The following is a 12,700-nucleotide window of genomic DNA, read 5'->3' as shown; positions in this document are numbered from 1 at the left end:
GAATGTTTGGTATCAGCTTCTCTGAACTGCTGCTCGTCGGCCTCGTTGCCCTGCTGGTGCTTGGCCCCGAGCGCCTGCCGGGTGCTGCACGTACTGCTGGCCTTTGGGTCGGGCGGCTGAAGCGCAGCTTCAATGCGATCAAACAGGAAGTCGAGCGCGAAATCGGTGCCGATGAAATTCGTCGGCAGCTGCACAACGAGCACATTCTGTCGTTAGAGCAGGAAGCCAAAAAGATTTTCGCGCCGCAACAGGCACCGGTCGAGCCCGTCGCGACGGTCAGCCCGCCAGTCGAGGCACAGACCATCGCGCCGCCGACACCGGCATCGCAGCCGGAAACGCCCGTCGTCGCGACTGAACCGGTTGTCGTTGTCCCGGTCCCCGTTGCTCCAGCAGCTCCAGCAGCTCCAGCCGAGGCTGCCCCGGTCGCACACGTCAGCCCGGTGCCAAGCGCACCGCCCGTCAACGATTCTTCTTTGCCACCGCGAGCCCCATGAGCGCTGATATCCCGGAAAACGATCAGCAAATGCCGCTGATCTCGCACCTCACCGAGCTGCGCACACGCCTGTTGCGTTGCGTTGTGGCAATTTTCCTGATCTTTGCCGGGTTGTTTTACTTCACCCAAAAGATCTACACCCTGGTTTCCGCACCTCTGCGGGTGTATTTGCCCGAAGGCGCGACGATGATCGCCACCGACGTGGCCTCGCCGTTCCTGACACCGTTCAAGCTGACCATGATGTGCTCGCTGTTTCTGGCGATGCCGGTGATCCTGCACCAGATATGGGGCTTTATTGCACCCGGTCTGTACAAGCATGAAAAGCGCGTCGCCGTGCCGCTGCTGGTTTCGAGCATTATCCTGTTCTATTCAGGCATGGCCTTCGCGTACTTTTTGGTGTTCCCGCTGATTTTCCACTTCTTCGCCAGCGTGACCCCGGAAGGCGTTTCGATGATGACTGACATCGCCAGTTACCTGGACTTTGTCATGACCTTGTTCTTCGCCTTCGGTGTCGCTTTCGAGATCCCGGTAGCGGTGGTGTTGCTGGTATGGATCGGCATCGTCGATGTCAAATACTTGAAAAAAATGCGCCCGTACGTGGTCATTGGCTGCTTCGTGGTCGGCATGATTCTGACACCGCCGGACATCTTTTCGCAGACGTTGCTTGCGGTGCCAATGTGGCTGCTGTTCGAGATCGGCGTGTTGTGCAGCGGATTGATCGTCAAGCGTGGCGATCACCCGGATGACCAGACGGATGAGGACTCTGACAAACACGACCAGCCGCCTGCGACCCAGCCGTGAACCTGCTGCTGCTCGAAAAAGCTGACTTTATCGCAGCTGACAGAGTCATCCTGCGCGACCGCCGCCTGAAGCACATGCAAGAGGTGCATCGCGCAGTCGTTGGCGACAGCCTGCGTGTAGGCCGCATCGGTGGTTTGCTAGGTACTGGCGAATTGCTGCGCCTGGAAAGCCATGAAGCCGAATTGCAGATCAGCCTTGATCGCGCGCCACCGGCCAAACTGCCCCTGACCCTGCTGCTGGCCTTGCCCAGGCCGAAGATGCTGCGCCGGGTGTTTCAGACAATCGCAACCATGGGCGTGCCCAGAGTGATTCTACTCAACAGCTATCGGGTGGAAAAAAGCTTCTGGCAAACACCGTTTCTGGAGCCCGAAGCCATCCGTGAACAGCTTGTATTGGGTCTGGAACAGGCACGCGATTGCGTACTGCCAGAGATTCTGATCGAAAAACGCTTCAAGCCGTTCGTCGAAGACCGTCTGCCTCAGCTGGTTGAAGGCAGCCTGGGTCTGGTCGGTCATCCGGGTGACTACCCTGCCTGCCCGCGCGGCACCGATCAGTCCGTCACATTGGCCATCGGCCCGGAAGGCGGCTGGATCCCCTACGAAATCGACTTGTTGAGCAAGGCTGGCCTCCAGCCGGTCCAGCTCGGCGAACGCATCCTGCGGGTCGAAACCGCTGTCACGGCCCTGCTCGCCCGCCTGTTCTAAAGAAGATTCCCACATCGATCTTCAAGACTCGATTTACGACGCAGCATGGAGCAATGGTCGAAATCTCCTACGCAATTAGTCCGACTTTATCGACCAACGCGCTTCAGTTCCGATCCCTGCAGCCGATGCAGGAGGACGCTATAACAAGTTCACCTCAGGGAGCCGTCATGTACAGTTGGTTAGTCCGAAGCCTCGGAAATATAAGTGTCAGCCTGAAACTGGGTATCGGCTTCGGTCTCGTGCTGTTGCTCACAATCGTTATCACCCTTACGGGCTGGCTGAGCATCACCTCGCTGATTGATCGGGGTGACAAGCTGGCGTCGATCACCCAACTCAATGACTTGAACAGGGACCTGCGTGTCGCCCGACAACATTACGAAGCACAACCTAGCGCCGAGTCCGCAGCCGCGGTAACTGGCGTTCTCGATAAGGTCGAGCAAAATCTGCGCACTGCAACAACCAAGATTCAGAACAAGGCTGATCAGGACATGCTTGATCAGCAGAGCCAGGCCAGCGCAAGCTACCGTCGCGCTTTCGCCGACATGACCCAAGCCATTCAAACCCGGGAAGCGAGTCGCGTGAATCTGGGCGCTACCGCTGACCGTGCCGTGGAGCATGTCTCCGGCATCGAAGAATCGTTGCTCAAGGGCGATAGCATTCTGGCGTTCAACGGTGTTGTGGAACTGAGCAAGCTGATCCAGCAGGCACGCTTTGAGGTGCGCAGCTACACCTACAGTGGCAAGCCTGAGTTCGAGCAAAACGCCAACACCGCTATCGACACCGCGCTGACCGGGCTTAACACGCTGCCGGGCTCGATACCGTCCGAGTATCTGGGCAAACTCAAAGACGCCAGCGATGCCCTCAAGGCCTATCGCGGTGCCGTGGGCCAATACCGTGATGCCCAACTGCTGAACCAGCAAGCGCTGGCAAAAATGTCGGGGCTGGGTGATAGCCTGCTGACACTCAGCAGCCAACTGTCTGCTTCACAAAACCTCAAGCGCGATGCTGATAGCGCTCAAGCTCGCTCCATGCTCGGCATCGCAACGGCCCTGGCACTGCTGTTCGGTGTCATTGCGGCTTGGGCTATCACCCGCCAGATCGTCACCCCGCTGCTGCACACGCTCCACGTCGTGGAACGTGTCGCTTCAGGTGATTTGAGCCAGGATTTACACGTCGAGCGCAAGGACGAGATAGGCCAGTTGCAGAACAGTATTCAGCGCATGACCGTCAACTTGCGTGCCTTGATTGGGGGCATCAGCGACAGTGTGACGCAAATAGCCAGCGCCGCTGAAGAGTTGTCCGCTGTGACCGAACAAACCAGTGCCGGGGTTAACAGCCAGAAGGTCGAAACCGATCAGGTGGCCACGGCCATGCACGAAATGACGGCCACTGTTCAGGAGGTCGCGCGCAATGCCGAAGAAGCGTCTGAAGCCGCCGTTGCCGCTGATCAACAGGCGCGTGAAGGCGACCGGGTGGTCAAGGAGGCCATCACCCAAATCGAACGTCTGGCCAGTGAAGTCGGCAACTCCACCGACGCGATGACTGAACTCAAGCGTGAAAGCGACAAGATTGGCAGTGTGCTCGACGTGATCAAATCGGTTGCGCAACAGACCAACCTCCTGGCGCTCAACGCCGCCATTGAAGCCGCGCGAGCAGGGGAAGCCGGTCGTGGTTTCGCCGTGGTGGCCGATGAAGTGCGCAGCCTTGCCCAGCGCACGCAAAAATCCACCGAAGAGATCGAGGCGCTGATCGCCGGCCTGCAAAAAGGCACCCAGCACGTGGCGACCATCATGGACAACAGCCGCAGCCTGACCGTCAGCAGTGTCGAACTGACGCGCCGAGCCGGCAGCTCGCTGGAGAATATTGCTCGCACCGTGTCAGCGATCCAGGGCATGAACCAGCAAATCGCCGCCGCAGCCGAACAACAAAGCGCTACCGCCGAAGAGATCAACCGCAGCGTATTGAACGTACGCGACGTCTCCGAGCAAACCTCCGCAGCCAGTGAAGAAACCGCAGCATCCAGTGTCGAACTGGCGCGACTGGGCAACCATCTACAAATGTTGGTGGGCAAGTTCAGGGTGTAAAACAACACATATCTGTAGGAGCAGACTTGTCTGCGAAGACCAGACAACCAGGTCGGCCAGACACCGCGCTGCTGGGCCTTCGCAGACAAGACGGTCCAGTCCCTCCTACAGCGCATGTGACATCTATCAGTTATTTTCAGACTTTTCCTACGACCTGTTCAGGTCGAGCGACCCCTTCCCCTGCCGATGCGTTAACCAGGCACAACGATGTTTTGCCTTCTTTTCGCATCCCTTGCAGGAGAACTCTCATGTTCCGAACCCTGACCCAGGCTCTGGGTAATACAAGCGTCAAGCTTAAACTCGCACTGGGCTTCGGCCTGGTCTTACTGCTGACTCTGGCGATCACCGTGACGGGCTGGCATGCGCTCGACACCATGATCGACCGCTCCGAAAAGCTGACGGGCATCGGCCAGTTGACCAACGCGAGCAAGGACCTGCGGATTGAGCGGATCACCTTTCGCGTTGAAAATACACCGGAGAGTGCCGCCACAGTGCTAAAGCGCCTTAACGAACTCCAAGTACAGCTCAATGCGTTACGCAGCACCATGGACGACCCGGTCAGCCTCGCGTTGCTATCGAACCAGAGTGAGACGGTACGCAGCTTTGAAAGGACCTTCACCGAACTTGGGCAGACATTGAAGGCACGCGGCAACATCCGCGAACTGCTTGAGCAACAATCCGTGCAGGCCATGAAAACGGTGGCACAGGTGGAAACCGAGGTACTGAAGGCCGTCAGCCAAGAGCAGGACAGCAACGAACGGCTGGGCGAATTTACCAACATCTCTCAGCTGCGGCAGCAGATCGAGGCTGCGCGCTATCAAGTGCAGGCTTATACCTTCAGCGGTCAGGAGCGATATGAACTTGCGGCGATTGCAGCCATCAATGAGGCACTCAAAGAGGTTAGCCAGATATCCGAGGATCAAGCCGACGCCAATGTCTCCGGGCTGCAACAAGCCAATCAGACTTTACAGAACTATCGCGACAAACTAAGCCAATTCAAAGACATTCAGATCAAGGCCGAGGCCGCACAAGAGAGCATGGAAGCGCTGGGTAACACGTTGCTCGCCTCCAGCGCCGAGCTGAGTAACCGCCAGACCGCTCAGCGCGATACCGAGGCGGCGCGGGCGCGCACCACCTTGATCAGCGTTGCCTCTATGGCGCTGCTGTTCGGGCTCTTTGCTGCTTGGCTAATAACACGACAGATCATCGTCCCCCTGCAACAAACACTGACTGCGGCCGGACGCATTGCTCAAGGCGACTTGAGCAAAGACCTGGTCATCGAGCGCCGCGATGAAATGGGCCAACTGCAGGCCAGCATGCAGCAAATGACCCTGAGCCTGCGTGAGCTGATCGGCGGAATTGGCGACGGTGTTTCGCAAATCGCCAGCGCCGCAGAGCAGTTGTCTGCGGTGACGGCGCAGACCAGTGTCGGCGTGAACAGCCAAAAAGATGAAACCGATCAGGTCGCCACCGCCATGAACGAGATGACAGCAACTGTACGGGAGGTCGCCCGCAATGCCGAGGAAGCGTCGAACGCCGCAGTCCAGGCCGATCAGCAGGCCCGCGAGGGCGACAAAGTGGTAGCTGAAGCCATTACCCTGATTGAGAGTCTGGCCGTTGAGGTCGGCAACTCAACCGTGGCGATGAACCAACTCAAGCTGGAAAGCGATAAAATTGGCAGCGTGCTCGACGTGATCAAATCAGTGTCGCAGCAAACCAATCTGCTGGCCCTGAACGCCGCCATTGAAGCCGCACGCGCCGGTGAAGCGGGCCGTGGTTTCGCAGTGGTTGCGGACGAGGTGCGCAGCCTGGCGCAACGCACCCAGCAATCCACCGAAGAGATCGAAGAGCTGATCGCCGCCTTGCAGAACGGCACCCAGCAGGTGGTAACCACCTTGGACAACAGCCGCACCCTGTCGGACAGCAGCGTCGAATTGAGCCGTCGGGCCGGCGGCGCCCTGGAACACATCACGCTCACTGTCTCGACCATCCAGAGCATGAACCAGCAGATCGCGACCGCAGGGGAGGAACAAAGCGCCGTCGCCGAGGAAATCACCCGCAGCGTACTGAACGTGCGTGATATCGCCGAACAGACGGCAGCGGCCAGCGAGGAAACGGCAGCGTCAAGTGTCGAACTGGCGCGATTGGGGACTCATTTGCAGGGGCTGGTGGGGCGGTTTCGGGTGTAGGTGCAGCGTCGAAAACGGAGCGAAATCGTCTACACGCTGTTTATTCCATTCCAAAAAAAACGCCCTTGAGGAGTGACCTCAAGGGCGCTTTTTTACCGCGCTATCAGGCGTTAGCCAGTTGGTGCGGGGCAACATGGGTGGCAGGTTGCAACGGCAGCAGAGGCGCATGCGGATCGGCTTCGATCGACTGACGCCACGCGGCGAGCCACTCAGGATGACCTTCGCTCCAGACCTGTTCATGCAGTCGCGCCAAGGCTACCGGGTCACTCAACAGCATCAGGCGTTCCTGGTTGCTGAGTTTATCCGGCCCGACTTTCATCGCCTGACGAACCCGCTCGATGCGCGTCCATTCAATCGGCTCGGACTGCGTGTGCCGCGACGTCGCCAAGGCGCATGCCAGTGCGTTCTGCTGTGGATCGACCACGGCCCGAATGAAGCCCTGTTTCAACGCATGCCAACGGTTTTCATGGGTGTAATGATCGGTCGCGACCAGCTCTTTTGGCGGCGCGTACTCTTCAGGGATCAGGAAGAGTTTCTCGTCCCGCGCCTTGAGGCCCAAACCGACCCGGCTGGAAATCACCGAAACCGGAATCGACAGCATCAACGAGCCGACAATCGGGGCCAGCCACCATAGGAAGCTTGGGTTCAGCGAGGCGACCAGCAGACCCCAGCACAAACCCAAAAGCGTTTGCGGACCGTGGCGCTTGACCGCTTCGCTCCATGGCGTGGAGTCATCGTCACGCTGCGGCGAGTTCCAGGTCGCGGCCCAACCGAGGAACGCGGCCAGTACGAAGCGCGTGTGGAACAGCATGCGGACCGGTGCCAACAGCACCGAAAACAGCATTTCCATCAGCATCGACAGGGTCACTTTGATCCGACCGCCAAAACCTACCGAACCCTTGGCCCAGATCAGAATAATGCTGAGCAGTTTGGGCAGGAACAGCAACACGATGGTGGTCGAGAACAGCGCGACAGCTTTGTCCGGGTGCCATTGTGGCCACAACGGATACAGCTGACGTGGCTCCATGAAGTACTGCGGCTCCATGAGCGTGTTAACCGCCAACAAGGCAGTCGACAGCACAAGGAAGAAGAACCATAACGGTGCCGACAGGTACGACATCACCCCGGTCAGGAACACCGCACGGTGTACCGGGTGCATACCTTTGACCAAGAACAGCCGGAAGTTCATCAAGTTACCGTGACACCACCGGCGGTCACGCTTGAGTTCATCCAACAGGTTAGGCGGCAACTCTTCGTAACTGCCGGGCAAATCATAAGCAATCCACACGCCCCAACCGGCACGGCGCATCAGCGCGGCTTCGACGAAGTCGTGAGACAGAATAGCCCCGGCGAAAGCCCCTTTACCGGGCAACGGCGCCAAGGCGCAGTGCTCGATGAACGGCTTCATGCGGATGATCGCGTTGTGCCCCCAGTAGTGGGATTCGCCCAACTGCCAGAAGTGCAAACCGGCGGTAAACAGCGGCCCGTACACACGGGTAGCGAACTGCTGCATGCGCGCATACAGCGTGTCCATGCCCGACGCGCGTGGCGCGGTCTGGATAATGCCGGCGTCCGGGGTGGCTTCCATCAAACGCACCAGACTGGTCAGGCATTCACCGCTCATGACGCTGTCGGCATCGAGCACGACCATGTAGCGGTATTCACCGCCCCAGCGACGGCAGAAGTCATCGAGGTTGCCGCTTTTGCGTTTTACCCGACGACGACGGCGACGATAGAAGATCTTGCCGAAGCCTTCGCTTTCACGGCAGACCTCAAGCCAGGCCTGCTGTTCGGCGACGGCGATATCGGAGTCGTTGGTATCACTGAGGACGAAAAAGTCAAAGCGGTCCAGGTCGCCCGTGGCGGCTACCGATTCAAAAGTAGCGCGCAGACCGGCGAACACACGAGGAACGTCTTCATTACAGATCGGCATCACGATGGCGGTACGAGCACCGGCTTCGATGGGTTCGTTACCTGCGCTGGCCCCGGAAATGCGGTATTTGTCATGCCCGGTGAGCAATTCGAGAAAGCCCATCAACGCCGTCCAGAAGCCGGCCGAGACCCAACAGAACAAAATCCCGAACAGCAATAGAATGCTGGTCTGCAAGGCATAGGGCAGCACTTGCACCGCAGTCTGGAACAATGTCTGGCGAGTGATTTCATCCAGTGACACGAAGGACCAGCCTTGGTAAGGCATGATCCCTTTCATGTACCAAGTGGCAACGACGGTTTGACCCAGCATCAGCACCAGCAAGATGTAACGGCGCAATGAGCCGACAAAACGCCAGCGTGCCGAAGGCAGCTCGCGCTGGGGCGGTGAGGGAAGATTCTTGCGACCCATCAGACGGCGCCAGCCACGCACCAGGATATTGGTGCGCCATGGCTCAGGGATGACTTTGGTACGACGAATCGGCGGCGTGGCTTTCAGGCAGACCCGACCACTGGCGTCGAGGACGAGCATTTCAGCTTCTTCCAGCTCGTCAGCGGTGGTCAATGTCAAACGACGGCAAACCGAAGCCTGAGCGGCCTCGGCGCTATCGGTGAATGGCTGCGTTGAAAGACGCTGGTGCAGCTCGGTGAACGAGGTGCAGCTGGCGAGTTCCGCCCGCTGCTCATCGCTCATCGGCAAATGTGCCAGGTACTCGGTCAGAGACTCTGGCACAGACTGGACATTACTCATCGGCAGGCAACTGATAGCTCCAGGTCTCGGTCAAGATTTGTACATTCTTGGCCGGTTCCGGATTAGTGGGGGCAGTCTCGGCTTCAGGCTGCGGGATCTGTTTGCCATCTTTGTCTTTCGCGACATCGGCCTTCGCTACTTCTGCTTTTGCAGCGTCTGCTTTTGTCGAGTCGGCCTTCGCTACGTCTGCTTTTGTGGAGTCGCCTTTCGCCTCGGCGGGTTTAGCCGTGTCAGCCTTGACTATGACGGTTTTCTCTTCTTTCGGAGCCACTTTGCTCTCGACCTTCTTCTCTACTTTCTTATCTGCTTTGTCAGCAACAATTGCCGCAGGTTCCTTACCAGGCTCGGCAGGAACTTCACGAAGCAGATAAGCGCGCATGTCGATCGACTTGCCCGAATCTTTGGCTTTCAGGCGCAACGTCAGACGCCAGCCTTTGGTCACCGGGTTGTAGCGCAGATTGTTTTCTACCAACTCAGTGTTGTCGTCAGTGGTCACTTGGCTGCGGATCGCCGGGTCTTCACCCAGTTTTGCGAGCACCGGGCCTTCGAAGTCGACCAGGAAAGCCACACTGCCGTCAGGCTGACGGATCAGATTGGACTGTTTGACGTCACCTGTAGAGCGCAGGGTCTGCTTGACCCAGCCCAGATCAGGGGAATGGATGGAGCTTTCGTCCATGGTCCAGTGCAGGCGATAGTTGAACTCCATCGGCTGGCCTGGCTCAGGAATGACTTCCGGCTTCCAGAACGCAACGATGTTGTCGTTGGTTTCGTCGGCAGTCGGGATTTCTACCAGATCAACGGTGCCTTTGCCCCAGTCGCCTTTCGGTTCGATCCAGGCACTTGGGCGTTTGTCATAACGATCATCCAGGTCTTCGTAGTGGCTGAAGTTACGGCCACGCTGAAGCAGACCGAAGCCACGCGGGTTTTCCACCGAGAAGCTGCTGACCGCGAGGTGTTTCGGGTTGTTCAACGGACGCCAGATCCACTCGCCATTGGCGGCCTGAATCGACAGACCGCTGGAGTCATGCAGTTCGCGGCGATAGTTCAGTACTTTGGACGGCTGATTGGCGCCGAACAGGTACATGCTGGTCAGTGGAGCGACGCCCAGTTTGCCAACTTTATCGCGCAGGAACATGCGCGACTTGACGTCGACGAGGGTGTTGGTGCCCGGACGCAAGGTCAGTTGATAGGCGCCTGTCGCACGTGGAGAGTCCAGCAGTGCAAAGATCACCAGATGGTTGTCGTCCGGTTGTGGACGCTCGATCCAGAACTCGGTGAAACGCGGGAACTCCTCACCCGATGGCATTGCGGTGTCGATAGCCATACCGCGCGCAGACAAGCCGTAGACCTGACCTTTGCCAATCACGCGGAAGTAGCTCGCGCCCAGCATCGTCATGATCTCGTCGTTCTTATCATCTTTATTGATCGGGTAAAGCACGCGAAAGCCTGCGTAACCGAGTTTTTCGGTGGCTTTCGGGTCGAACTTCATGTCGCCAAAATCGAACCGGCCAGGGTCGTACTTGAATTCCTGTACATCGGTCGCCGTGACTTCATTGATTTTGACCGGCGTGTCGAAGTGCATGCCCTGGTGATAAAAGGACAGCTTGAAGGGTGTCTTTTCCCCAGCCCACACGCCCTTTTCTTGAAGAAAACGGATTTTTTGATAATCCGCGAACTTCATGTCGCGAAATTCGTTCGGCAGATTGCTCTTCGGAGCTTCGTATTTCTGCCCGGCCATGTCTTTGGCCTTGGCCGCAACATCGTCCAGGCTGAACGCCCAAAGCTGGCCTGCGCTGAACAGACAGATCAGTGCAGAACCTGCCAACAGGGCACTACGTAACCGTTTACCGGGTTTCATTGGAGCAATACAGGGACTAACAATCACGAGCAACCCTCGCCGAAAAACAGATCATAAAACCAACGGCCAGCTATCAAGTGCCGGGTTGGCGAGCATTGTTCCGACTCCGAAAGGACCTAATGATTCCCTAAACGGCGACGGACCAGCCTCTGGCTATATCAATCGGGTCAACGAACGCTGATCCCCGTAGCGCGCGATTATCTAGCAGGCCGCGTTACAACGCATCAGGTCCGATGAAGTATTTATTGCTTTTTCACCTGATAAATCAGGGCGGCCCAGGGCAATCGCCTGTTTAGCTCTCAAGTAAAAATGTCACAGGGCCATCATTGACCAGATGAACCTGCATGTCCGCACCAAATTGGCCTGCTGCAACCTTATCGTGCACGCCTCTCGCCTGCTCTAACAAATAGCTGAATAACTCGGCGCCAAGCGCGGGCGGTGCGGCTTTTGAAAAGCTCGGCCGCAGGCCGCTTTTGGTGTCAGCCGCCAAGGTGAACTGCGACACTAACAGCAAACCGCCACCGACATCCCTGAGCGACAGGTTCATTTTGCCTTCGGCGTCGCTGAACACCCGATAGTTCAGCAGTTTGCTCAGCAACTTATCGGCGCTGGCGCACGTATCTTGCGGCTCGACGCCGATCAATACCAACAAGCCCTGATCAATGGCACCTACGATCTCACCCGCCACTTCGACGTGCGCGCCACTCACGCGCTGGAGCAGACCTTTCATACCAGGCCTTTCACGCTTCTTCGGGCGGCAGATCGAGCAACCGACGGGCAATCTGGCTGGCTGCGCGCACCAACGCATCGGTAATGCCCGGCTCGGATGCCGCATGACCTGCATCGCGGATCACCTGCAGTTCACTGTTGGGCCAGGCTTGATGCAGCTCCCAGGCGTTGTCCAGTGGGCAGATCACATCGTAGCGGCCATGCACGATGATGCCCGGCAAATGAGCAATCCTGGGCATATCGCGAATCAACTGATTCTCTTCGAGGAACGCGTTGTTGGTGAAGTAATGGCATTCGATGCGGGCGATAGACAACGCGCGCTGCGGTTCCGAGAAGCGATCCACCACCATCGGATTCGGCCGTAGCGTCGCCGTGCGCCCTTCCCAGGTGGACCAGGCTTTGGCGGCGTGCATCTGGGCGATCTGATCGCTGCCCGTCAGGCGTTTGTGGAAGGCGCCCAGCAAGTCATGGCGCTCATCCAGCGGAATCGGCGCCAGGTAGTCCTGCCAATAATCGGGAAACAAGCGGCTGGCACCCGCCTGGTAGAACCAGTTGATTTCCTGTGGCCGGCACAAAAAGATGCCCCGCAGGATCAAGGCATGGACGCGTTCCGGATGGGTCTGAGCGTAAGCCAATGCCAGGGTCGAACCCCAGGAGCCGCCGAACAGCACCCATTTTTCGATCCCCAGGTGCAGACGAATACGTTCCAGGTCTTCGACCAAATGCCAAGTGGTATTGTTTTCCAGGCTGGCGTGGGGGGTGGAGCGCCCACAACCGCGCTGATCGAAGGTAATAATGCGGTACATATTCGGGTCAAAAAACCGACGGCTCTGGGCATCGCAACCCGCACCCGGCCCGCCGTGGATGAAAACCACTGGCAAACCTTCGGGCGAACCGCTTTCATCGACGTACAGCACATGAGGCTTTTCCACGGCCAGATCGTGCCGGGCGTAAGGTTTGATCTGCGGGTACAAAGTCTGCATAGGTGCTCCAAAGGGGCGGTCAGGGGCTTCTATTTATTTTGCCGTGGAGCATCATAAACCCGAATCGAAGAATGATCATGCCCCCAGAGAGAGAAGGGTTGCTCGCGATGGAACGATCAATGCAGGGTTTTCATCAATTGCAATTACCCGCGAACCAGAAAGACAGACCCGTGTCGAAC

The 12,700-nt window shown here is 58.0% G+C and carries 9 protein-coding genes and 2 pseudogenes; 7 read left to right on the top strand and 4 right to left on the bottom strand.

The features are described from left to right. Positions 1-2 precede the first annotated feature (2 nt). The 7 genes and pseudogenes from tatB (at position 3) to RHM55_RS25970 (ending at position 6,271) form a co-directional block, all read left to right on the top strand. Positions 3-494, top strand: a complete 492-nt coding sequence (tatB, locus tag RHM55_RS16760) for a Sec-independent protein translocase protein TatB (RefSeq protein WP_322177434.1) — start codon at positions 3-5, stop codon at positions 492-494. Then, on the top strand, positions 491-1,294 hold the full coding sequence (gene tatC / locus RHM55_RS16755; RefSeq protein ID WP_322177433.1) for a twin-arginine translocase subunit TatC: 804 nt from the start codon (positions 491-493) through the stop codon (positions 1,292-1,294). Before tatB ends, tatC begins: the two co-directional genes overlap by 4 nt. Then, on the top strand, positions 1,291-1,998 hold the full coding sequence (locus RHM55_RS16750; RefSeq protein ID WP_322177432.1) for a 16S rRNA (uracil(1498)-N(3))-methyltransferase: 708 nt from the start codon (positions 1,291-1,293) through the stop codon (positions 1,996-1,998). Before tatC ends, RHM55_RS16750 begins: the two co-directional genes overlap by 4 nt. Before the next feature lie 53 nt (positions 1,999-2,051). After that, a pseudogene (locus RHM55_RS25985) lies at positions 2,052-3,179 on the top strand (methyl-accepting chemotaxis protein); the annotation flags it as partial. Positions 3,180-3,218: 39 nt separating this feature from the next. After that, the gene (locus tag RHM55_RS25980; RefSeq protein ID WP_407074651.1) at positions 3,219-4,082 is read left to right on the top strand and encodes a methyl-accepting chemotaxis protein; all 864 of its coding nucleotides are present in this window, start codon (positions 3,219-3,221) and stop codon (positions 4,080-4,082) included. Positions 4,083-4,330: 248 nt separating this feature from the next. Continuing rightward, positions 4,331-5,368: pseudogene (locus RHM55_RS25975) on the top strand (methyl-accepting chemotaxis protein); the annotation flags it as partial. Between the two features lie 9 nt (positions 5,369-5,377). Then, complete coding sequence (locus tag RHM55_RS25970) at positions 5,378-6,271, top strand: methyl-accepting chemotaxis protein (RefSeq protein ID WP_416152023.1); 894 nt, start codon at positions 5,378-5,380, stop codon at positions 6,269-6,271. Positions 6,272-6,374: 103 nt separating this feature from the next. On the opposite strand, the gene mdoH is transcribed toward RHM55_RS25970, so the two are convergent. The 4 genes from mdoH to pip form a co-directional block, all read right to left on the bottom strand. Beyond that, entirely contained in the window at positions 6,375-8,951 is a 2,577-nt protein-coding gene (gene mdoH, locus RHM55_RS16735; protein WP_322177429.1) for a glucans biosynthesis glucosyltransferase MdoH, read from the bottom strand. Beyond that, on the bottom strand, positions 8,944-10,836 hold the full coding sequence (locus tag RHM55_RS16730) for a glucan biosynthesis protein G (RefSeq protein WP_322177428.1): 1,893 nt from the start codon (positions 10,834-10,836) through the stop codon (positions 8,944-8,946). Before RHM55_RS16730 ends, mdoH begins: the two co-directional genes overlap by 8 nt. Positions 10,837-11,101: 265 nt before the next feature. After that, positions 11,102-11,539 carry a D-aminoacyl-tRNA deacylase gene (gene dtd / locus RHM55_RS16725; RefSeq protein WP_322177427.1) on the bottom strand — a complete coding sequence of 146 codons (438 nt, stop codon included), beginning with the start codon at positions 11,537-11,539 and terminating at the stop codon, positions 11,102-11,104. Between the two features lie 10 nt (positions 11,540-11,549). Further along, entirely contained in the window at positions 11,550-12,521 is a 972-nt protein-coding gene (gene pip / locus RHM55_RS16720) for a prolyl aminopeptidase (RefSeq protein ID WP_322177426.1), read from the bottom strand. Positions 12,522-12,700 lie beyond the last annotated feature (179 nt).

This window comes from Pseudomonas sp. MH9.2, from assembly GCF_034353875.1.
Classification (GTDB): Bacteria; Pseudomonadota; Gammaproteobacteria; order Pseudomonadales; family Pseudomonadaceae; genus Aquipseudomonas.
Note: the sequence above shows the minus strand (reverse complement) of the source record. Positions and strands in the feature narration are given on the sequence as shown.